This is a genomic window from Pseudarthrobacter cremeus, assembly GCF_051857465.1.
Classification (GTDB): domain Bacteria; phylum Actinomycetota; class Actinomycetes; order Actinomycetales; family Micrococcaceae; genus Arthrobacter.
On sequence record NZ_JBPZHC010000011.1, the window covers coordinates 92,223 to 114,068 of the forward strand.

At 64.6% G+C, this 21,846-nt stretch carries 20 protein-coding genes and 1 tRNA gene; 11 read left to right on the top strand and 10 right to left on the bottom strand.

Features of this window, described 5'->3' with window-relative positions; all coding sequences use genetic code 11:
• The first annotated feature begins 14 nt into the window (after nt 1-14).
• Both ACS5PJ_RS18575 and ACS5PJ_RS18580 read left to right on the top strand, forming a co-directional pair.
• Nucleotides 15-88: transfer RNA gene (locus ACS5PJ_RS18575), tRNA-Leu, on the top strand.
• Nucleotides 89-307: 219 nt separating this feature from the next.
• Nucleotides 308-1,660: an ABC transporter substrate-binding protein gene (locus ACS5PJ_RS18580; protein WP_439436341.1), complete on the top strand. Its 1,353-nt coding sequence runs from the start codon at nt 308-310 to the stop codon at nt 1,658-1,660.
• Nucleotides 1,661-1,904: 244 nt separating this feature from the next.
• Here ACS5PJ_RS18580 and ACS5PJ_RS18585 read toward each other — a convergent pair whose 3' ends face one another.
• Genes ACS5PJ_RS18585 through ACS5PJ_RS18600 form a run of 4 tightly spaced genes read right to left on the bottom strand, consistent with a single transcriptional unit; the run spans nt 1,905 to nt 6,018 of the window.
• Complete coding sequence (locus ACS5PJ_RS18585; RefSeq protein ID WP_439436342.1) at nt 1,905-2,675, bottom strand: ABC transporter ATP-binding protein; 771 nt, start codon at nt 2,673-2,675, stop codon at nt 1,905-1,907.
• Nucleotides 2,672-3,703, bottom strand: a complete 1,032-nt coding sequence (locus ACS5PJ_RS18590; protein WP_439436343.1) for an ABC transporter ATP-binding protein — start codon at nt 3,701-3,703, stop codon at nt 2,672-2,674. The genes ACS5PJ_RS18585 and ACS5PJ_RS18590 overlap by 4 nt, the downstream gene beginning before the upstream one ends.
• Nucleotides 3,700-4,668 (bottom strand): branched-chain amino acid ABC transporter permease, encoded by a 969-nt coding sequence (locus ACS5PJ_RS18595; RefSeq protein WP_439436344.1) that lies wholly within the window; start codon nt 4,666-4,668, stop codon nt 3,700-3,702. Before ACS5PJ_RS18595 ends, ACS5PJ_RS18590 begins: the two co-directional genes overlap by 4 nt.
• A gap of 9 nt (nt 4,669-4,677) precedes the next feature.
• Nucleotides 4,678-6,018: a branched-chain amino acid ABC transporter permease gene (locus tag ACS5PJ_RS18600; RefSeq protein ID WP_439436345.1), complete on the bottom strand. Its 1,341-nt coding sequence runs from the start codon at nt 6,016-6,018 to the stop codon at nt 4,678-4,680.
• Between the two features lie 417 nt (nt 6,019-6,435).
• On the opposite strand from ACS5PJ_RS18600, the gene ACS5PJ_RS18605 reads away from it, so the two are divergent.
• Nucleotides 6,436-7,377 carry a Bax inhibitor-1/YccA family protein gene (locus ACS5PJ_RS18605; RefSeq protein WP_439436346.1) on the top strand — a complete coding sequence of 314 codons (942 nt, stop codon included), beginning with the start codon at nt 6,436-6,438 and terminating at the stop codon, nt 7,375-7,377.
• Between the two features lie 102 nt (nt 7,378-7,479).
• On the opposite strand, the gene galK is transcribed toward ACS5PJ_RS18605, so the two are convergent.
• From galK to ACS5PJ_RS18620, 3 genes are read right to left on the bottom strand one after another with little or no spacing between them, the layout of a single operon-like run.
• Entirely contained in the window at nt 7,480-8,682 is a 1,203-nt protein-coding gene (gene galK, locus ACS5PJ_RS18610; RefSeq protein ID WP_439436347.1) for a galactokinase, read from the bottom strand.
• Complete coding sequence (galT, locus tag ACS5PJ_RS18615; protein ID WP_439436348.1) at nt 8,679-9,881, bottom strand: galactose-1-phosphate uridylyltransferase; 1,203 nt, start codon at nt 9,879-9,881, stop codon at nt 8,679-8,681. The genes galK and galT overlap by 4 nt, the downstream gene beginning before the upstream one ends.
• Nucleotides 9,878-10,699 (bottom strand): DeoR/GlpR family DNA-binding transcription regulator, encoded by an 822-nt coding sequence (locus ACS5PJ_RS18620; protein WP_439436349.1) that lies wholly within the window; start codon nt 10,697-10,699, stop codon nt 9,878-9,880. The genes galT and ACS5PJ_RS18620 overlap by 4 nt, the downstream gene beginning before the upstream one ends.
• A gap of 145 nt (nt 10,700-10,844) precedes the next feature.
• Here ACS5PJ_RS18620 and ACS5PJ_RS18625 point away from each other — a divergent pair, with 145 nt between their 5' ends.
• Genes ACS5PJ_RS18625 through ACS5PJ_RS18640 form a run of 4 tightly spaced genes read left to right on the top strand, consistent with a single transcriptional unit; the run spans nt 10,845 to nt 15,057 of the window.
• Nucleotides 10,845-11,801: an aldose 1-epimerase family protein gene (locus tag ACS5PJ_RS18625; protein WP_439436350.1), complete on the top strand. Its 957-nt coding sequence runs from the start codon at nt 10,845-10,847 to the stop codon at nt 11,799-11,801.
• 50 nt (nt 11,802-11,851) lie between these two features.
• On the top strand, nt 11,852-13,189 hold the full coding sequence (locus ACS5PJ_RS18630; RefSeq protein ID WP_439436351.1) for an AI-2E family transporter: 1,338 nt from the start codon (nt 11,852-11,854) through the stop codon (nt 13,187-13,189).
• Between the two features lie 3 nt (nt 13,190-13,192).
• On the top strand, nt 13,193-14,431 hold the full coding sequence (gene ilvA, locus ACS5PJ_RS18635) for a threonine ammonia-lyase (RefSeq protein WP_439436352.1): 1,239 nt from the start codon (nt 13,193-13,195) through the stop codon (nt 14,429-14,431).
• 8 nt (nt 14,432-14,439) lie between these two features.
• Entirely contained in the window at nt 14,440-15,057 is a 618-nt protein-coding gene (locus ACS5PJ_RS18640; protein ID WP_439436353.1) for a rhomboid family intramembrane serine protease, read from the top strand.
• A gap of 29 nt (nt 15,058-15,086) precedes the next feature.
• Here ACS5PJ_RS18640 and greA read toward each other — a convergent pair whose 3' ends face one another.
• On the bottom strand, nt 15,087-15,581 hold the full coding sequence (greA, locus tag ACS5PJ_RS18645; RefSeq protein WP_439436354.1) for a transcription elongation factor GreA: 495 nt from the start codon (nt 15,579-15,581) through the stop codon (nt 15,087-15,089).
• A gap of 154 nt (nt 15,582-15,735) precedes the next feature.
• Nucleotides 15,736-16,194, bottom strand: a complete 459-nt coding sequence (locus ACS5PJ_RS18650) for a DUF4307 domain-containing protein (protein WP_439436355.1) — start codon at nt 16,192-16,194, stop codon at nt 15,736-15,738.
• A 156-nt stretch (nt 16,195-16,350) separates the two neighbouring features.
• Between ACS5PJ_RS18650 and mca the strand changes: the two genes are divergently transcribed.
• From mca to ACS5PJ_RS18665, 3 genes are all read left to right on the top strand, one after another.
• A complete protein-coding gene (gene mca / locus ACS5PJ_RS18655) occupies nt 16,351-17,256 on the top strand; it encodes a mycothiol conjugate amidase Mca (RefSeq protein ID WP_439436356.1) in 906 nt (301 codons plus the stop codon).
• A 127-nt stretch (nt 17,257-17,383) separates the two neighbouring features.
• A complete protein-coding gene (locus ACS5PJ_RS18660) occupies nt 17,384-17,812 on the top strand; it encodes a hypothetical protein (RefSeq protein ID WP_439436357.1) in 429 nt (142 codons plus the stop codon).
• The gene (locus ACS5PJ_RS18665) at nt 17,790-20,141 is read left to right on the top strand and encodes a thioredoxin domain-containing protein (protein WP_439436358.1); all 2,352 of its coding nucleotides are present in this window, start codon (nt 17,790-17,792) and stop codon (nt 20,139-20,141) included. The genes ACS5PJ_RS18660 and ACS5PJ_RS18665 overlap by 23 nt, the downstream gene beginning before the upstream one ends.
• Here ACS5PJ_RS18665 and trhA read toward each other — a convergent pair.
• Nucleotides 20,134-20,856, bottom strand: a complete 723-nt coding sequence (trhA, locus tag ACS5PJ_RS18670) for a PAQR family membrane homeostasis protein TrhA (protein WP_439436359.1) — start codon at nt 20,854-20,856, stop codon at nt 20,134-20,136. The two genes, ACS5PJ_RS18665 and trhA, sit on opposite strands and share 8 nt — an antisense overlap.
• A gap of 155 nt (nt 20,857-21,011) precedes the next feature.
• On the opposite strand from trhA, the gene ACS5PJ_RS18675 reads away from it, so the two are divergent.
• A complete protein-coding gene (locus ACS5PJ_RS18675) occupies nt 21,012-21,773 on the top strand; it encodes an isoprenyl transferase (protein ID WP_354147340.1) in 762 nt (253 codons plus the stop codon).
• Nucleotides 21,774-21,846 lie beyond the last annotated feature (73 nt).

Below are 21,846 nucleotides of genomic sequence, written 5' to 3' on the forward strand. Positions count from 1 at the left end.
ACCATTGACCGGGCGCCCCAGTAGCCCAATTGGCAGAGGCAGCGGACTTAAAATCCGCGTGTTGCGAGTTCGAGTCTCGCCTGGGGCACAGATTCCCCTCCAGGCCTCCGGTCCCCGGGCTGATCACTTCTGCATGACCGCAACTGACCACTCTGCTCCGTTGATTTCGCATATGCAACGACTGTTATAAGGATGTGACCTCAGTCACTTATATCCGCCTCCGATATGCATTAGCTTGAGTTAACTCAGGAACACCTGATCATCCGCATCAAAGGCCGTTCGCACCTTTCGATCCAGGAGATTGTCAATGATTTCACTCCCCCCTGTGGCACCCCGCGTCGCCAAGCTGACAGCGCTTGGCGTGGGCGTCGCCCTTCTGGCCACAGCTTGTGGTGGTACCTCCACCCCCAGCTCGACGGAAACGGCCGCTACCAAAGCAGCGTCCGGGATTTCCTGCCCAGCTCCCAGCGCTACGGCCGGGGCCTCCAGCAAGGCCGCAGCCGGCGGCCAGGTTCCCGCTTCGACCACCACCACAGAGACCCCGCTCAAGATCGGTTCGCTGCTGCCCACCACCGGGTCACTGGCCTTCCTCGGCCCGCCCGAAATCGCCGGCGTCAACCTCGGTGTGCAGGAAGTCAACGCTGCAGGCGGCGTCCTGGGCAAGCCTATCGAGGTCACCCACCGCGACTCCGGCGACACCAAGACCGACATTGCCACCCAGTCCACCACCGCGTTGCTCGGGTCCGGTGTCAGCGCAATTATCGGTGCGGCTTCCTCCGGCGTTTCCAAGACTGTCATTAACCAGATCACGGGTGCCGGCGTTATCCAGTTCTCCCCGGCCAACACCTCCCCGGACTTCACCGCGTGGGATGACAAGGGACTCTACTGGCGAACTGCTCCCTCGGATGTTCTCCAGGGCAAGGTCCTGGGCAACTACATGGCAACCTGTGGCGCTCAGACCGTGGGCATGATCGTGCTTAATGACGCCTACGGCACGGGCCTGGCGAAGAACGTCAAGTCCGCGTTTGAGGCAGCAGGCGGCAAGGTGGTTGCGGAGGAACTCTTCAACACCGGCGACTCGCAGTTCAGCAGCCAGGTTGACAAGGTTCTCGCGGCCAAGCCTGACGCCATCGCATTGATCACCTTCGACGAGGCCAAGAGCATCGTTCCGCTGATGACGGGCAAGGGTGTCAAGCCCACCCAGATGTTCCTCGTGGACGGCAACACCTCGGACTACAGCAAGGACTTCACCCCAGGCACCCTCAAGGGAGCCCAGGGCACCATTCCGGGTACCTTCGCCAAGGATGACTTCAAGAAGAAGCTGCTGACCATCGACCCGGCGCTGAAGGATTACAGCTACGCAGGCGAGTCCTACGACGCCGTCAACCTGATCGCGCTGGCCTCCGAGGCCGCCAAGAGCACCAAGGGCACTGACATCGCCAAGCAGCTGAAGGCAGTCTCCGAGGGCGGCGAGAAGTGCACCGACTTCGCCTCCTGCGTGACACTGCTCCGCAACGGCAAGGACGTTGACTACGACGGCCAGTCCGGTCCGGTGACCTTCTCCGATGCAGGCGATCCCACGGAGGCTTACATCGGTATCTACGAGTACCAGGACGACAACAAGTACAAGCCGTCCAAGGAAGAATTCGGCAAGCTGTAAACGCCGCTCCCCGGATAGCTCAGAAAGCCCCCGTCCAGCCGGACGGGGGCTTTCTGCTGCCCGGGCGGTGACACAAGCGCAGGCGCCGGGTAAGTGGCTGCGGAGGCACCCGTACCCACCCGCACCCGTACCCACCCGCGCCCGTTCCCACCCGCGCCCGTACCGCCCGCGGCCCGGGCACGCAGAAGGGCCGCCACCAAGCGGTGACGGCCCTTAGGTAACTGCTTGAGGAGTGCTGTGGTCCCTAGACTTCGTCCGCCAGCGTACCGAGGTACAGCTGGATCACCTTGGGGTCCTTCATAAGCTCCCTGCCGGTGCCCGTGTACGCGTCCCGGCCCTGGTCAAGGACGTAGGCCCGGTCGCAGATCTGCAGGCAGCGCCGCGCGTTCTGTTCCACCATGATGACCGATACGCCCGCCCGGTTGATCTCGTGGACCCGCAGGAATGTTTCGTCCTGTTTGACGGGGGAGAGGCCAGCTGACGGCTCGTCGAGCAGCAGCACCGCCGGTTCCATCATCAAGGCACGTCCCATGGCCACCATCTGGCGTTCGCCACCGGAGAGGGAGCCGGCCCGCTGGGCCCGGCGCTTTCCGAGCTCAGGGAAAAGGCTGGTCACGAAATCGAACCGCTCATTGAAGTCCTTGGGCCGCTGGAACATGCCCATCTGCATGTTCTCCTCAATGGTGAGGGTGGAGAACACGTTGTTGTTCTGCGGGACGAATCCCACGCCCTTGGAAACCAGCTTGTTGGCCTTCAGTCCGGTGATGTCCTGCCCGCGCACCACTACGGTGCCCGAGTGGACCTTGACCAGGCCAAACATCGCCTTAAGCAACGTTGACTTGCCCGCACCATTGGGGCCGATGATGCCGATCAGTTCGCCCTTGCGGGCTTCGATGCTGCACCCGTTGAGGATGTTCACTCCGGGGAGATAGCCGGCAACCAGGTCGGTGACCTTCACGACGGAGTCATTCGCTGTGCTGCTTGCGGCGGCCGCCGCCGCGCTGACGGTGCTCATTTGGTGTCCCGCTTCCTGGATCCGGGTTCGTCGGTTTCCGTGCCAATGACGTCCATGGAAATGATGCCGGCGTTTTCGGTACCGACGATCGAGGACTCGTCTGCTCCCAGCTCGGCCGCGAGTTCCTTGATTCCTTCTGCATCGCCGAGGTCGACGTCGTGGTGCGCGCCCAGGTAGGCGTCGATCACAGCGGGATTCTTCATGACTTCCCCGGGCGGGCCCTCGGCAACAATCTTGCCTTCGGCCATGACCACCACCCAGTCGGCAATGTGGCGGACCATGTTCATGTCGTGTTCGACGAACAGTACGGTCATGCCTTCTGCTTTGAGGTTCTTGATGTGGTCCAGCAGTGACTGGGTCAGCGCCGGGTTGACGCCCGCCATCGGCTCATCCAGCATCACCAGCTTCGGCCGGACCATCAGCGAACGCGCCATTTCGAGCAGCTTGCGCTGTCCGCCTGAGAGGGAAGCTGCGTAATCATCCCTTTTCGCGTCAAGTTTGAACTTCTCCAGCAGGACCTCCGCCTGCGCGGTGATTTCCTTCTCCCTGCCGCCCCAGAGGCCCTTGAACAAGGCCTTGGACAGCCGCTCGCCGGGTTGCTCCGAACCGCCAAGGCGCATGTTTTCCATGACCGTGAGCTTGCCCATGACCTTCGTCAGCTGGAACGTGCGCACCATGCCCATCCTGGCCACTTTGTAAGGTGAGACGCCCGCCAGGCTGTTGCCCTCAAACTGCCATTTACCGGAGTTGGGTGTATCAAATCCGGTGAGCAGGTTGAAGAGTGTGGTCTTGCCGGCACCATTGGGGCCGATCAGGGCCGTGATCTTGTGCCGGGGGATCTCCAGGTACTCGACATCGACGGCGTTGATGCCGCCAAAGCTCCGTGTGACGTTCTCAGCCACCACGATGGGGTCCCGCTTCTTGCAGCCTGGAGCGATCTCCCCGGCCGCGATTGGGCGGTCGTCCGTCATGTACTCGACGTTTGCCTGGTTTTCGGCCACATGTGGTTCTTCGCTGTGCTTGCTCATGCGAACGCCAGCTCCTTCTTATTACCAAAGACGCCCTGCGGCCTGAATATCATCAGCAGCATCAGGGCGATGCCTACCAGTATGTAACGCAACTGCCCGGCCTGGACCGTGTTCAGCCAGGTCACAGCCCCGGATTCAATCAGTCCGTACAGGATGCCCTGGGTGAGCGAAAGCACCACCCAGAAAATCATTGCACCCACCACCGGACCGAGCACGGTGCCCAGCCCGCCAAGCAGGAGGCAGGTGTACAGGAAGAACGTCAGCTCCGTGCCGTAGTTGGCCGGCTGGACCGCGCCGCGGGGGAGGGTGAAAACCATGCCCGCGAGGGCGCCGAGGACGCCGCCGATGACGAGGGCCTGCATCTTGTAGGCGTAGACGTTCTTCCCCAGCGACCGCACGGCGTTTTCGTCTTCACGGATGCCCTTGAGGACACGGCCCCAGGGGCTGCGCATCAGCAGCCACACAAGGAGGCAACACAGAACAACCAGTCCCCAGCCCACAACGCGGATGAAGAGGTCCCTGTTGTTCATGCCGAAGTACAAACCTTCCGGGAAGGGGTTCATGGAGTAGAACCCGCCCTCAAAGGCTGCCAGGCCGTTGGCCGAGCCGGTCACTCCCGTGAGCTGGTTTGTGGTCACGATGTAGCGGACAATTTCCGCTGCCGCGATGGTGACAATGGCCAGGTAATCCGCCCTGAGCCGGAGCGTGGGGATACCCAGTAACAGGGCGAAGATGGCCGAGCAGATGATGGCGATCAGAAGTCCCACAAAGAAGGGGACGCCGAACGTGAGCGTGGATATGGCGAAGCCGTAGGCTCCCACGGCCATGAAGCCTGCCTGGCCGAAGTTCAGCAGGCCTGAGTAGCCGAAGTGAACGGCAAGGCCGAGGGCGGCAAGCGCGTACGCCGCCGTCGTCGGGCTGAACAGTTCGCCGGCTGCGCTGGAAAGTATGAATCCGAAGTCCATGGCTGTCTCCTAACCCACGCGCTCGCGACGGCCCAGGATGCCCTGCGGCCGGAACAAGAGGACAACAATCATGATGAACAGTGCTCCCACGTATTTGAGGTCGGCGGCGAGGCCGAACACGGTGGTCAGCTCCACGAAGATGCCGACAATGATTGACCCGATGAGCGCGCCCCAGACTGTTCCGAGGCCGCCAAGGGTGACGCCGGCGAAGATCAGCAACAGGATCTGGGAGCCCATGTCGAAGGTGACGCCCGGCCGGTAGTAGGCCCAGAGAATGCCGCCAAGGGATGCCAGCATGCCGCCGGCAACCCAGACGATGCGGATCACGTTGTCCACATCGATCCCGGAAGCAGCCGCAAGCGCAGGATTGTCGGCCACTGCCCTGGTTGCCTTACCGAGGCGGGTCTTCAGCAGGACGACGCCCAGGATTGCTATGACGAGGGCGCTGATGACGAGCGACCAGAGGTTGTTGGGCGAAATGGAGACAGGCCCGAGCTGGATTTCGGGACTCTGGGCGAACGGCAGCTGCTGCGTGGCACCACCGAAGAAGAACTGGATGATGTACCGCACCGCCAGGGCGAGGCCGATGCTCACAATCATCATGGGCACGAGACCTGTGCCTCTGCGCCTGAGCGGCTTCCACAGCCCGGCGTCCTGGACGTAGCCGAAGAGGCCGCCTCCGAGCAGCGACAAAATCAGTGCTAGCCAGAACGGCATGCCCACTGCATTGAACATAAAGACCAGTACCGCGCCCAGCGTCACCATTTCACCGTGCGCAAAGTTGGTCAGGCCGGTAGTACCGAAGATGAGCGAAAGCCCCACGGATGCCAGGGCCAGCAGGAGGCCGAAGCTCAGCCCTGCGACGAGGCGGTTGAGGAGGTTCTGCCCGAAGTCCTGCTGCTGGACCACAATGCCTTTGCCGAAGGCGAAAATGACTGACAGGTTGGAGGTCTGGCTGAAGGTGACGCTGCGGGGGTTTTCCTGGCCGTCAGCGAGTTTGATGCCTTCGGGCAGGGTTGATTCGTCCAGTTCGATTTCGTAAGTGCCCTGGACCGGGACCCCGATGTTCCACGCGCCGTTGGCGCCGGAGGTGGCAGTGCCTTCGAAATCGCCGCTTTTGGCGGTGATTTTGACGTCTGCGATCGGGGCCCGGGCATCGTCGCGGAGGAAGCCGCTGATGTTGTTCTGGAATGTCTGGTTCGACGGGGATGGTGTCGGAGACGGGGAAGTGGCCTGTGATGCCGGAGCGACTACAAGGAGGATCACCAGGACAGAGACAAAGACAGCCCCTAGCGCCTTCAGCAATCCGCCGGGCCGTCTATGCGGCAAGCCTTTGGGTGTACTTCTCAAATTGAATAACCTCCACTTGGGGGGTGGGCCAGGCTGCGCCATTGCAGCCCCTGCGAACGTCACGCAACGGACGCCAATCTGTGATGTCCGTCACCGTGTGTGGCCAATGTTACAGCTCGCCAGCGGCAATTAAGCCGGTCGTGGAAGACGCTGCGGTCGCGATCGCATAACAACTGGCCCAATTTCCCTGCCACCCGGCAGGCAGCTTGGCATGAAACTTTTGTTGAATACTGGTATTTCTCAACGTTTGCCGGGTTTTGGCGCCTGGCCAGCGGCCGGAGCAGACCACCTGAACCCGCATCACGGTTGGGTTTCAGCGCCGGGATTCAGGGAACTTATCAGAGCGCAGGCACGTGGGAATTGGTAACGTGAACCTTGAGTTCACGATAACCACCCTTTACTTGGAGGACACCAGCAATGGCACTTGGCGGAAACCCGATCTTCAACGGAAAGAATTTCCGTGGAGCAACGCAGGCGCCGCCTGTCCCGCAGGCGCCCTATGGACAGGCACAGTACGGCCAGCCCTTCGGTCAGCAGCCCTATGGACAGCAGTCCTACGGCCGCGCTCCCGGCCAGGTCATGGACGGGCAGGGCGGTTGGGGCCGGCAGCAGAACATGACCGACGAGCAGCTGCAGCAGATGTACAACCAGCCGGCCGCGGGTCCTGCGGACACCGGCCGGATGACTTACGACGACGTCATCGTCAAGACCGCAGCCTGCCTCGGCGTTGTGGTGGCCGGCGCAGCCGTCACCCTGTTCGTCAGCATGGGGCTCGCCAGCCTCCTGATGATCGTCGGTGCGCTGGGCGGATTCGTCCTGGCCCTGGTGAACACCTTCAAGAAGCAGCCCTCGCCGGCACTGATCCTCGCTTACGCGGGACTGGAAGGTCTCTTCCTTGGTGGCCTGACCCGCATCCTGGACGGCATGTACCCGGGTGTCGGCCTGCAGGCGGTCATCGGAACGCTCTCCGTATTTGCCGTGACCCTTGTCCTGTTCAAGAGCGGCAAGGTGCGTGCCACCCCGAAGGCCATGCGCTTCTTCATGATTGCGATTATCGGCTACGCAGTCTTCGCCCTGATCAACATGGTCATGATGATGACCGGTGCCGTGACAGAGCCGTTCGGCCTGCGCACCAGCGTAGAGATCTTCGGCATCCCGCTGGGCGTCTTCATCGGGCTCCTGGCCATCGGCCTGGCGGCATTCTCCCTCATCATGGACTTCACCAGCATTGAGGCCGGCGTTCAGGCCGGTGCGCCCCAGCGGTTCTCCTGGACGGCCGCCTTTGGCCTGACGGTCACCCTGGTCTGGCTCTACGTGGAGATCATCCGCCTGCTCGCCATCCTGCGGGGCGACGACTAGCACCTCAGTCCGGCGTCCGGCGTCGTAATTTCGAAACAAAGCAGAGGGTCCCCGCCAGTGCACATTGCACGGCGGGGACCCTCTGCTTTCCCGGGGAAAGCCCTACAGCAGGCGCATCGCGCCGGCAGCAGGGGTCACAGTGAAGATTTCCGGGGCCTTGTAGCCCGCCTCGGCGAAGGCGCTTTCGACGGCGGCCCGCACCTGCTGTTCATCCGCCAGCGGGGTCAGGGCAATAGCCGCCCCGCCGAACCCGCCGCCGGTCATGCGGGCGCCGATGGCACCGTTGGCACGTGAGGTGGCTACCGCCAGGTCGAGTTCAGGGCAGGAAATTTCGAAGTCGTCCCGCATGGAGGCGTGGCTGGCATCCAGCAGGGCACCAATCGCGCCGGGGCCCTCGGCTGAGAGGAGCCGGACGGTCTGCAGGACGCGGTCGTTCTCCGTTACCACGTGGCGCACCCGCCGGTAGGTGACCTCATCCAGGAGGCCGCCGGCTTCCGCCAGATCGCCGACCTGGATGTCCCGGAGGGCCTTGACCCCCAGCACCTCGGCGCCAAGTTCGCAGGACGCGCGGCGGGACGCGTAACCGCCGTCGGAATGCGAGTGGGAGACCTTGGTGTCGATGACCAGCATCACCAGGCCCTCGGACTCCGCGTCGAACGGAACCAGCTGGACGCTCTGGTCGCGGCAGTCCAGGAACACCGCATGCCCCTTGGAGCCCCGGAGCGATGCGGACTGGTCCATGATGCCGGTGGGAGCACCCACGAAGTCGTTCTCGGCGCGCTGGGTGGCGAGGACCATCTCCTCCGGTTCCATCCCGGCTCCTGTCAGGTCATTCAGGGCGGAGATGACAGCGCACTCGATGGCGTGCGAGGAGGAGAGCCCGGCGCCCAGGGGCACATTTGAATCGAGCAGCAGGTCCAGGCCCGGGACGGCGATCCCGCGCTGCTGCAACGCCCACATGACGCCGAGCGGGTACTTCGTCCAGCCTTTGGTCGACGCTGCGTCCAGCGCGCTGAGATCGGTACTGACCATACCGTGGTCCCCGTACGTGGACAGGAGACGGACAACGGAGTCCGCGCGGACGGCCACCGCCACCCGGGCGGTCTTGTCAATCGCGAAGGGCAGCACGAAGCCCTCGTTGTAGTCGGTGTGCTCACCGATCAGGTTAACGCGCCCCGGAGCCTGCCAGACGCCGTCGGGTACCCTGCCGAACGCCTGCTCGAACCGGGCTTCAAGGTCCGCGGTGGCCGGGTTCGCACTGGTCTGCTGAGCCGGGGCGGCCGAAGAGTCAGGGCTGGTGTTCATGCGTGGGCTCCTTCGGCCAGGGATGCAAGCGGGACGGCGGGCGCAGCAGTGCGGAACGAGGCTGCGGGGGCCTCGGCTGCAGGGGAAGGCGCGGATTCCGGGACGATCACGGCCCGGAGCCGTTCCGCCACGCTTTCCGGGGTGGTGTCGTTGATGAAGGCGCCCATTGCGGCCTCGGAGCCCGCAAGGTACTTGAGTTTGTCCGCTGCCCGGCGGGGCGAGGTCAATTGGAGGTGCAGGTAGCCGGCGGGGCGCAGGAGGTCGTCGAGGGGTGCCTGGTGCCACGCGGAGATGTAGGGCGTGGGCGTCGGGTAGAGGGCATCGAGCCTCTTCAGGAGGTCCAGGTAAACATGTGCCAGTTCGTCCTTTTCCTCCCCGCTCAGGGCTGCAAGATCAGGCACCTGGCGGTGCGGAACCAGATGGATTTCCAGTGGCCAGCGCGCGGCGAAGGGCACGTAGGCGCTGAAGTTCTCGCCTTCCATCACCATCCGGCTCCCGTCCTCCCGCTCCGAGCGCAGCAGCGAACCCGTCAGGGTCTCCCGGCCGTCGGACCCATCATAGAATTTCCGCGCCGCGGCCCCAAGGACACCGGCCCGGGGCGTGATGTAGGGGTAGGCGTAGATCTGGCCGTGCGGGTGGTGCAGCGTGACGCCGATATCGGCGCCCCGGTTTTCGAAAGGAAAAACCTGCTTGATTCCAGGCAGGGCGCTGAGTGCCGCGGTGCGCTGTGCCCAGGCCTCAACGACGGTCCGCGCGCGCGCTTCGCCCAAACCGCTGAATGATCCTGTGTGTTCGGGGGTGAAGGCAACCACCTCGCAACGTCCATAGGCCGGGCCGGTGGTGCCCCACTCCGGGGCGGAGGGGATGGGACCCAGGGCAGGGCCCAGCGAGGGGAAACGGTTTTCAAACACCACGACGTCGTAGTCCGGTGCTGGTATTTCCGACGGGTTGGCGGCGGTGGTGGGGCAGATGGGGCACTGGTCTGCGGGCGGAAGGTGGGTGCGGGTCTGCCGGTGGGCGGCCACGGCCACCCATTCGTCCGTGAGGGCATCGAAGCGGACTTCGCCGGGCTCGCCGCGCTCCGGCAGCGGGCGGCGGTCCGTGGTGGTTTCCGCCGTGCGGGGCTTGGGAACATCGGCGTCGTCGAAATAGATTAACTCCCGGCCGTCGGCAAGGTTGGTGCTGGTGATACTTGTCATGGCGTTCCTTCGGGTGCTCTTGCCGGATGATGCCCGGTCTGAGTGGCTGGTGGAGTGATGTGCAGCCGGCGGACGGCTCCACGGAGGGCAGCCGCGGCGTCGGGGCTTATTCCTGCGTCTGTGATCAGAATGTCGACGGCGGACAGCGCCGCGATGCCGGCCAGGCCGACGACACCATATTTGGACGAGTCAGCGAGGACGACGAGCCTGCCCGAGGCAGTGATCATGGCGGCGTTGACCTCTGCTTCGAGCATGTTCGGGGACGTGATTCCGGCCTCCAGGTCCACGCCGTGGACGCCCATGAAGCACAGGTCCGCGGCGATGGCCTTGGCGGCCTGGGCGGCCAGGGGTCCCACCAGGGCCTCGGAGGGAGTCCTCTCGCCGCCCAGGATCAGGGTCCGGATGGCGTCCGGTTCTGCGGATGCCAGCGAGTGGGCCACCATGATCGAGTTCGTGGCAACGGTGATTCCCAGGTTGCGGGGGAGGAGCCTGGCAAGTTCGAAGGTGGTGGTGCCCCCGGACAGGAACACGGTCATGCCCGGCTTGATCAGTTCCAGTGCCATGGCGGCGATTGCAGCCTTGGCGTCGATATCCCTCGTCGATTTGACGGCGAAGCCGGGTTCGAGCGCGCTGAAGCTGTCGGTCCGGGCTGCGCCGCCGTGGACCCGGAGCAGCAGCCCGCCGGCATCGAGGGAATCGATGTCCCGCCGGACGGTCATCTCCGACACGTCCAGGCGGGCCGCCAGGGTTGCGACCCGCACGGTACCCGCGGCCATGAGCTCCTGGAGAATCAGGTGCTGACGTTGAGCTGCCAGCATGTGTTCCTCCTTGGGGGGGGTGTGACCGGGTGTCGCGTTACTGTCCAATCATCCCATAATTCGCTCAAAAAGAAATAGATTCACACAAAAGATAACATTGGGCCGTGATGGCAGGACCTTCCCAGGTCAATGTACGGTGGTGCTCATGACTTCGACTTCAAGCGCGGACACAGGTGTTGCCTCCGGCTTTCAGACCTACGCCACCGGCCGGCAGTACGAGATCCGCAGGGGCGATGCCCTTGCCATCGTGACGGAACTGGCTGCAGGATTACGGCTCTACAGCCGTGCGGGCGTCGCGCTGACGGAAACATACGGCAATGACGAAATCCCGCCCGGGGCCGCCGGCATCACCCTTGCACCGTGGGCGAACAGGGTGGAGGACGGCGTCTGGTACCTCGATGGCAAGAAGCAGCAGCTGGACATCACGGAGGTCTCGCGGAACAACGCCAGCCACGGTCTGCTCCGCAACTCCGCCTACAACCTGGTGGACGAATCCGAGTTCTCGGTGACCCTTGAGGCGACAGTCTTTCCGCAGCACGGTTATCCGTTCCTGGTCCGGCACCGGGTGCAGTACACCCTGGCTGAGGATCTTGGGCTGGAGGTCAGCCAGATGCTGATCAACCATTCAGCCGCTCCCGCCCCGTTCGTCCTCGGCGCCCATCCGTACCTGCGGCTGGGCGACATGGCCGTGGACGACCTGATCCTGACGGTTGCTGCCGGGACGAGGCTGGTGGCGGACGAGCGCCTGATTCCGCGCAGTTCGGAGCCGGTCAGCGGGGACTCCGACTTCCGTGCCGGTCAGAGGGTGGGAGACCTGGACATCGACGTCGCACTAACGGACCTGGCGTTCGACGGCGGGAGCGCCCGCCACACGCTCAGGGCACCGGACGGCCGCAGCGTGACGTTATGGCAGGACGAATCCTGTGGATATGTCCATGTTTTCGTGACCACAGAATTGCCCGGCAGGCCGCGCGCGGTGGCGATCGAGCCGATGACAGGACCCGCCAACGCGTTTAACACAGGTGACGGCCTGCGCTGGCTCCCGCCGGGGGAGTCCTTCAGCATGTCCTGGGGGATCAGCGCGGGCCTGGACGAAGCGTGACGGCTGACTGAGGTTTCGCATAAGGGACGTTGCTGAGGAAGTATTAGGCTATGACGCCAGCCGAGGATGCCACCCCATCGCCGTCGACCGCCGTCCAGGCGGTTGGAAATGCCCGTCCGCCGCGGGTGCGCGGGGACCGGGAGCTTGACCAGGACATTCCGTATGGAGTCCGGATCGCTGCGTCGTGGGCCTGGCGGATCGGCCTCATCCTGTTGGTGGCCGGTGCCTTGGTCTGGCTGCTCAGCCGGATCAGCTTCCTGATCATCCCGGTGATGGTGGCCGCCCTCCTGGCCGGCCTGCTGAGTCCGGTGGTCGGCTGGCTGCGGCGCAGGCGACTGCCCAACGGGGCGGCGGTGGCCATCACCGTAGTCGGATTCCTCGGCCTGATCGGGGGCTCCCTTGCCCTGGTGGGACGCCAACTGGTGGCTGGTTTCAGCGAACTGTGGAGCCAGGCTCTGACCGGAATCCAACAGATCCAGGGCTGGCTCGCCGATGGTCCGCTGCATCTGACGGCAGCCCAGATCGACCAGTATCTGCAGGAGGGAACGGCCGCCCTCCAAAATAACAGCAGCAGTATCCTCAGCGGCGCCCTTTCCTTCGGAAGCACTGCAGGTCATTTTGCCGCAGGGCTGGTCCTGGCGTTGTTCGTGACGATCTTCTTCCTCCTCGAAGGTGACCGGATCTGGGCGTTCCTGGTCCGGCTGTTGCCCCGGACCGCCCGCGCCGCCACCTTCGGCGCCGGCCGCAAGGGCTGGGCATCGATGGTCAGCTACGCCCGTATCCAAATGTTCGTTGCCTTTGTGGACGCGGTGGGAATCGGCGTGGGCGCCGCCATCATCGGTGTCCCCTTGGCGCTTCCGCTGGGCGTGCTGGTGTTCCTCGGTTCCTTCATCCCGATCGTTGGAGCGCTGGTCACCGGAGCAGTGGCTGTCCTCCTCGCCATGGTGGCCAACGGGCCGGTCAACGCCCTCATCATGCTGGCCATCGTCCTGTTGGTCCAGCAGCTCGAGAGCCACATACTGCAACCTCTCGTGATGGGCAAGGCCGTAGCGCTCCATCCGGTCGCTGTGATCCTGTCCGTGGCGGCCGGATCGTACCTCGCCGGCATCCCCGGCGCCCTTTTCTCCGTTCCCATCCTCGCCGTAGCAAACTCAGCGATTCGCTACATCGCCGCCAGAACGTGGGAACATGAACAAGTGCTGGCAATGCCTGAAGGGCCTGTGACGCATGGGCCGGAGTCCGATGACACCATCAAGGATGTCCGGTTACCAGGCATCGGGTCCGGCCGCGGCAGGGACGCCGCAGCCAGCACGGAAGCATCCAATCCGGGCGTCCGGGCAGGCACCACCGGCCCGGGCGCAGGAGCCGAATCCAACCAAGGAGAATAGTCCGTGAACACCCTCGATACCCTTCCCGTCACGCTGGACGATGTCCTGGAGGCGCAGAAGCTGCTCGAGGGGATTATTATGCGGACCCCGGTTGAATCGTCGCGGGCGCTCGGTGCCATGGTGGGCGGCGACGTCTACTTCAAATGCGAAAACCTGCAGCGGGCAGGTTCCTTCAAGGTCCGCGGTGCGTATGTCCGCATGGCGAAGTTGTCTCCTGAGGAGAAAAAACGAGGCGTTGTCGCTGCCTCGGCCGGCAACCATGCCCAGGGTGTTGCTGTTGCTGCCAAGAGCCTCGGGATCAAAGCACGTATCTACATGCCGCTGGGCGTGGCCCTGCCCAAGCTCGCTGCCACGCGAAGCCACGGCGCGGAGGTGGTCCTTCACGGCCACAACGTCGATGAAGCCCTCGCCGAGGCGCAGCGTTACGCCGACGAATCCGGCATGGTTTTTGTACACCCCTTCGACAACGTTGACGTGGTGTCCGGCCAGGGAACCATAGGTCTGGAGATCCTCGAACAGATCCCCAACGTGGACACCATCCTGATGGGCGTTGGCGGTGGCGGGCTGCTGGCCGGCGTGGCCGTTGCGGTCAAGGCAAGGGCACGGGAACTGGGCCGGAACATCCGCATCATCGGCGTCCAGGCGGAAAACGCCGCGGCCTACCCGCCGTCGCTGGCCGCGGACGCCCTGGTTCCGCTGAAAAAGGTCTCAACGATGGCTGATGGCATCGCCGTGGGACGCCCGGGGCAGCTGCCTTTCAGCATCATCCGCGAACTTGTGGACGACGTCGTTACGGTCAGCGAAGATTCCCTGGCGCGGGCGCTGATCTTCCTGCTTGAACGGGCCAAGATGGTGGTGGAACCTGCCGGTGCCGTGGGTGTGGCCGCGCTGATGGACGGCAAGATCGAGAATCCGGGCACCACAGCGGTGATCCTGTCCGGCGGCAACATCGACCCCATGCTGATGCTGAAGGTGATCCAGCGCGGCCTGTCCGCGGCCGGACGCTACATGACCGTACGGATGATGCTGGACGACCGGCCCGGTTCCCTGGCGACGATCGCCCGTATCATCGCTGAGAACGATGCGAACGTGACCGGCCTGGACCACACGCGTGTGGGCGGCTCCATCAGCATGGGCGACGTCTCCATCACAGTAAACCTTGAAACCAAAGGCCACGAGCACTGCGAGCAGGTGCTGGGAGCCCTCCGTGCGGAGGGCTTCCAGCCCATCGTGGTGCATTAGGAGCAGCCATGCTGGAGGCACTGGGGGACGGAAAGCCGCGCGACAGGGAAACCACGGCCTCGAGGGCGAAGGGCGGACTGTTGGTCTCGGGCGGGTTTGTGGTCCTGCTGTTTGTGATCGAAGTGTTCAACATGCTGACCCTGCACGCCCTGAACCGGACGTTTGGGCTCAGGCCCAGGTCCGCGGACGGCCTGCTGGACATCCTGACCTTCCCGCTGCTGCACGCCAATCTGAACCACTTGCTCTCCAACGCACTGCCGCTGATCGTCTTCGGTTTCCTGGTCTTCCTTTCGGGTCTCCGGGTTTTTCTTACGGCACTGGCGCTTAGCTGGCTGGGTTCCGGGCTGGCAGTGTGGCTGATTGGCGACGGCGGCATCACCGTGGGTGCCTCGGGACTGGTTTTTGGGCTGTTCGCTTTCCTCCTGGTGCGCGGCTTCTTTAATCACAGCTGGCGGCAGGTCCTGCTCGCCGTTGTCCTGTTTATGGTGTACGGCAGCATCCTGCTGGGTGTGCTGCCCATCATGGGCAGTTACGTCTCATGGCAGGCGCACCTCGGCGGCGCGCTGGGCGGAGTGGTTGCCGCCCTGCTGCTGCGACCGGGAAACGCGAAAACGCCGGCCCCCTGACGGGGACCGGCGTTTCCTGGCTGGAATTCTCAGCCGACGTAAGGCTTGGCGGAAAGGATCTCCACCGCGATGTCTTTACCGTTCGGGGCGGTGTAGCTAAGTTTCTCGCCCTCTTTGTGGCCAACGATTGCGGCCCCAAGGGGTGACTTCTCGCTGAAGACATCCAGGTCTGAGTCGCCGGCGATTTCGCGGGATCCCAGGAGGAACGTTTCCTCGTCACCGGCGATCCTGGCAACGACCAGCATGCCGGGCTCGACGATTCCGTCGTCCGCTGGGGCTTCCCCTACATGGGCGTCCCGCAGGAGGGCAGTGAGTTGGCGGATGCGGGCTTCGATCTTTCCCTGCTCCTCCTTGGCAGCGTGGTAACCGCCGTTTTCCTTGAGGTCGCCCTCCTGCCGGGCAGATTCAATTTTCTGGACAATATCCGCACGGCCAGCGCCGGAAAGGTGGTCCAGCTCTGCCTTCAGGCGGTCAAAAGCTTCCTGGGTGAGCCAGGCTGCAGGCGCGCTGTTGGTGGTAGACACGGACTTCTCCTCTTGTGGTGGTACATGCAAAAGACCCCGCCACGGTGGCCACTTGTGGAACTCAGTAACCAGCTCAGCGGGGTAAAGGTATTGATTCATTGTAGTCAATACTGTGGATTTATCCCAACGGGTAAGCGGTCCAGATCACATGCTGTTACTTGGCGGCGTCGGGAATCCAGCAGCTGTCCACCACGCCCGAAACAGAAAGGGACTCCGTCCGCAGTGACACCCGCTGGGAAACAGTCCTGCCGCCGTCGGCCGTTGCATTCGCTTCGCCGGGCGGGATATCAACCACTTTCCAGCCCACCACGGCGAACTTGGAGTCCAGGGCCTTGACCGCGCACTTCACTGCCGTTCCGGGTTCCCTGGTGACCTGGAAATCGACGTCGGCCGCGGTGGCATCGATGGTGCTGAAACCGATGTCCTTGAAGGTCACACCGGAGCCGGCTGAGGACGTGGAGACCCAGGCCAAAAAACCAATCCCGGCTGCCAACGCACCTGCCGCGATGCCGCGCTTGGCCGCGCGGGACAGTGGTTGCTTTTTAGTGCCATAACGATTGGCTAGGCTAGTGTCTGCAGGCGGGGACACTCTGGGCTGATCCTGGGTAGTCACCAGTCCAGTTTAGTTCGGATCCGGGCCAGGACCGGCCGGGTCGCTGGCCCCTCCGGTCACACCCGGCCAGCCAACCCCCTGAGCTAGTTCAGTGTCAGTCACCTTCAGTCCAGTGTCCGTCCGTGCGGCCACAGAAGAATAAGGAGCCGTCCTCCGATGACAGCGTCCCCTCAATCTCCGCCTCCGCTCCGGCTGCTCGCCGTACATGCGCACCCGGATGACGAGTCCAGCAAGGGTGCGGCGACCATGGCCATGTACGCTGCTTCCGGCGTGGACGTCATGGTGGCGACCTGCACGGACGGAGCCCGTGGCGATATCCAGAACCCAGCCATGGAAAGCGAACCGCACCCCAAGCGGGACATGGCAGGGGCCCGGCGACTGGAAATGGAACAGGCCGCAAAGGTCCTGGGTATCAGGCAGCGCTGGCTCGGCTTCGCGGATTCAGGGCTGCCCGAGGGTGACCCGCTACCGCCATTGCCCGCGGGTTCGTTCGCCGTCCAGCCTCTTAAGCGGGCTGCGGCGCCCCTGGTGCGGCTTGTCCGGGAATTCCGGCCGCAGGTGATTATCAGCTATGACGAAAACGGGGGATATCCGCACCCGGACCACATCATGGCGCACCGCGTGGCGGTGGAGGCATTCCAAGCGGCCGGTGATCCGGACCGCTACCCGGAAACCGGCCCGGCCTGGGAACCCAGCAAGCTTTACTACGACCGCGCATTCAGTCCCGAGCGGTTCAGGGCGCTTCATTTCGCGCTCGAAGAGGCAGGCCTGCAGTCCCCTTACGCCGAGCGGCTGGCAGCATGGCTGGAAACGGATGCCGAGGGCCACACGCCGCCGCCGGGAACCCACCCCACCACCACGCAGATCGACTGCGGGGACTACTTTGAGGCCCGCGACGACGCCCTCCGGGCACACCGCACGCAGGTGGATCCGCTGGGGTTCTTCTTCGCCGTCTCACCCGAACTGCAGCGCAAGGTCTGGCCGTGGGAAGACTACTCGCTGATCGAGGCGCGGGTTCCCGTCGAATTCCCGGAGAAGGACCTTTTTGCCGGGCTAAGATAGAAACGGCAGGTAGTTCTATGCCGTGTAGAAAAGCAGTGGGATGAACCCGGTCCGTCGGACCGTGGCCGGAACCAGCGTCCGGCGCCCGTCGCCGGCTGCCCACCAGTTTCCACAGAAGGTCTAAACCGTGCATCACTTGCTCCTCAGCCTGGCCACCACACCCTCGCCCCTTCCCACGCCCGGGCTGCGTGAAGGCATTTCCGAGGACCAGATCACCCCCGGCCTGTGGGGCTTCATCATGACGGCTTTCTTCGTTCTTGCCACCACCCTGCTGATTGTGGACATGGTCCGCCGGATCCGCCGGGTCCGTTACCGCGCCCAGGTGGAGGAAGAACGCCAGGCGGCAGCCGAGGCCGCCGACATTGAGGCTGAAGACGCTGCCACCTATGGTGATGGTGCTGACTCCGGGCAGGCTCTTGACGCCGGCGGGGCTCAGGCCTTCGGCGACGCTGACGCGTACGGGCAGGCCGGGACAAACACGGAGGCCGGCCACGCAGCTGCCGGCCGGCCGGCCGCCCCCGAATCGAACGGCGATGCAGGCCGCGCAGAACGCTGACGCGGGGGACCGCGCCCGCCCGGGACCCCAGGACCCGGGGCAGAACGTGCTGGGCGCTGAACCCTCCGCGTACCTCCGCCAGCATGCCGGAAACCCCGTGCACTGGCAGCCTTTTAGCGATGCGGCCTTTGCTGCCGCGGCCTCCCGTGACGTCCCCGTTTTCCTTTCCATTGGTTATGCCGCCTGCCACTGGTGCCACGTCATGGCGCACGAATCGTTTGAGGATCCGGCGACCGCCGATTACCTGAACGCGCATTTTGTGGCGATCAAGGTGGACCGCGAAGAACGCCCCGATGTGGATGCCGTATACATGGCCGCCACCCAGGCCATCAGCGGCGAAGGAGGGTGGCCGATGTCCGTGTTCCTCACCCCGGACGGCCGGGCATTCCACGCCGGGACCTACTTTCCGCCCCGCCCCACGCCGGGGCGGCCCTCCTTCCGCCAGGTGCTTGAAGCGGTTCAGGACGCGTGGCGGGACCGGCGGGATGCTGTGGAGGCCAACGCACAGGTGCTCGCCCAGGGCCTGGGAGACGCACAGCTCGCGGCGGCGGTGACCGTTGCCGGGCCCGCTCCTTTGCTGGATCCGGAACTTTTGCCTGACGCTGTCGCGTCGCTGGCGCGCTCAGAAGACCTGACCGACGGCGGTTTTGGCGCCGCGCCGAAATTCCCGCCGTCGGCCGTCCTGGAGTTCCTCATCCGGCACGCGGCGGTACCGTCCGATACAGCCGGCGCCGCCCGGGGCATGGCCGGCCGGACGCTGGCTGCCATGGCCCGTTCTGCGTTGTTTGACCAGCTGGACGGGGGATTCGCCCGGTATTCGGTGACGCGGGACTGGTCGGTACCGCACTTCGAGAAGATGCTCTACGACAATGCCCAGCTGCTGCGCGCCTACGTGCACTGGGTCCGCCTGGGCGGCAGCGATGTGTTTTCCGCAGCCGAGGCCGCGGAGGTGGCTGCCCGCACGGCCGGTTGGATGCTTGATTCGCTGGGCCTGGATGCCCGGACCATGCCTGCAGGTTCGGACGCCGGGGGGAATTACTCCGGGGGACAGGCGCATCCCGAGGCGCTCGCATCTTCCCTGGACGCCGATTCGCTGGCGGACGGCGAGCACCACGAAGGGGCCAGCTACCTGTGGACCAGGGGCGGGCTTCAGGAAGTACTGGGCGCGGAGGACGGCGCCGCCGTTGCCACCCTGATGAACGTGGGCGAGGAGGGCACCGTGTCCGTCTACGGCTCGCCCCTGCACCCTGCCAGCCCATTGCTCGGGGCTGCGGCTGATCTCTGGACGCGGGCGCGGCCAGCCCTGCTTGCCGCAAGGAGACTGCGCCCGCAGCCGGCAAGGGACGGGAAAATTGTGGCCGGCTGGAACGGGCTGGCGGTGGCAGCCCTGGCAGAAGCCGGGGCCGTCCTCGGCCGCGCCGATCTCGTGGCAGCGTCAGAGTCGATCGCTGCGTACCTCGAACGTGTCCACTGGAAGCCCGCTGGACTCTCTGAGGTTCGCCCCTCCGCCGACGGGTCCGTGGACAGTGCGCCGGCGCTGGTCAGGGTGTCGCATGCCGGAACAGCCCGCGGCATTGGCGGGCTGCTTGAGGACTACGCCTTTTGCGCTGAGGGACTGTTCGCCCTCTACGCCGTGACCGGCCGCCCACGCTGGTACCGCCTCGCGGAAAAGCTGGTGCTGGCGGCCTGCCATCGCTTTGTCGTGGACGGCCGGCTGGTCGACACTGCCGGAGGTTCCGGCCAGGTTCTTGCGGCGCAGGGTGGACAGTCCGGGCTGGACCCGTTCGACAACGCCACGCCCAGCGGTGCCGCAGCCTTCGCCGGGACGCTGCTCAGCTACGCGGCCCTCTCCGGTTCAGCCGAACACCGCCGCCTGGCCGAACACGTCCTCTCACTCCTGCCGCCGCTGGCAACCCGGGCACCGCGGGTTGCCGGCTGGCTTCTGGCCACCGCCCAGGCTGCCCTCGCGGGACCGGTGGAGGCCGCCGTCGTCGGGTCTGACAGCCCCGAAAGGACGGCACTGCACCGGGAACTTGTGAACTCTGCGAGCCCGGGACTGGTGATCGCAGTGGAGAACGGCGGCGCCGAGGACGGCGGCGCCGAGGCCGGCAGCGCAGAGTACGGCGGTGCGGAGGCCGACGGCGGTGCTGATGCCCCGCCGTCGGACGCGGCTTCCGGGGGCGGCCACGTCCCTTTGCTGGCGGGAAGGCCCAGGGGCCCCGGCGGCGCACCGTTGGTGTACCTGTGCCGGAATATGGTGTGCGAACGCCCGGTGGGAACCCTGGAAGCCCTGCGGACGCAGCTTCGGGAGTTCGGCAGCGTCAGCTGAGGACAGCGATCAGGATTGCCGCGAAATGGGCTCCGAAGGCGAGCACCGTCAGGGCGTGGAACAGCTCATGGAAACCGAAGTGCTCGTAGCTGAAGTTGGGCTTCTTGAGGGCATAGAAAACGGCCCCGGTGATGTAGAGGATGCCGCCTGCACAGATCAGGATGGCCGCCGGGACGCTCGCTGCGAAGAACTCGGGGAGGTAGAAGAGCGATCCGCAGCCGAGGGCGATGTAGATGGGCACGTACAGCCAGCGGGGGGCTTCAGTCCAAAGCAGCCGGAAGAGGACCCCCAGGATCGCCCCGGACCAGATGACCCAGAGCAGCAGGACAGCCTTGGGCCGCTCCAGCAGGGACCAGGCCAGGGGAGTGTAACTGCCGGCGATGACCAGCATGATGTTGGTGTGGTCAAGCCGCTTCAGGACAATCTTCACACCCGGTGACCAGTTGCCCCGGTGATAGATCGCACTGATGCCAAAAAGCAGGACCCCGGTGGCGGCGTAGATGGCGGAGGTGACCTTGCGGTCAGTAGTGGGAGCCAGGACCACCAGGACGATGCCGGCAGCCAGGGCAAGAGGCGCTGTGATGGTGTGGATCCAGCCCCGCCATTTGGGCTTGATCATCAGGAGTTCCGCCAGCCGGACTGCTGCGTCATCCACAGGGCTTGGGCCGCGGTCCGATTCGGGGGCGCGGCGGCCGTCAGGAGTCTGGCTGTTCATGCCTCAAGAATATCCTCCGTTCCAGTAAGTTACCTATGAGTAACAAGAAATCCGGAGTCACAGGTGCCGGGACTGGCGCCATCGTGCCGGCCGCGGACGGTAGCCTAGGATGTGCAATGCCGTCGAACAGCAACGGAAGTCAGGTGAATCTCCTCGTGGAATTGCCCGGGTTCCTCTATGGCTTCTACGAGAGGCGGCTGCTCAGGGATCTCGCCGGGGACCGGATCCCCAGACATATCGGCGTGATGGTGGACGGCAACCGCCGCTGGGCCAAGCAGTTCAACGCGCCCACCAGCCAGGGCCACCAGGCCGGGGCGGATAAGATCCACGAGTTCCTGGGCTGGTGCCAGGAGCTTGGGGTCAAAGTGGTGACGCTCTACATGCTCTCCACGGACAACATGAGCCGCTCCTCGGAAGAGCTGGACCTCCTGATGGGAATCATCGCCAACACCCTTGACCGCCTGGACGAGGACGCCAACATTTCGGTCAACGCCATGGGAGCGCCGGAACTCCTCCCCGACTACCTGGCGGAGCGGCTGAACAAGCTCACGGCCCGGACGCCGGTGCACGAAAAAATCCACGTCAACGTGGCGGTGGGATACGGCGGGCGCCGCGAGATCGTTGATGCCGTGCGCGAACTGCTGCACGACGCCGTCGCCAAGGGCTCGGACATTTCGGCGCTCGCGGACACCCTGTCCGTGGATGACATTTCCCGCTTCCTCTACACCCGGGGCCAACCGGATCCGGACCTGGTGATCAGAACTTCAGGGGAGCAGCGGCTGTCCGGATTCCTGATGTGGCAGAGCGCGTACAGCGAGTTCTATTTCTGCGAGGCCCTGTGGCCCGCTTTCCGCAAGGTCGATTTCCTTCGCGCGCTCCGGGACTACGCCGGCAGGCAGCGCCGCTTCGGCACCTGAGTTGCGTCGGCGCCTCAGCGTCCCCCGGTCCAGGAGCGTCGCCGTTCATTCGGAATTTACCAGCCGGCAACAC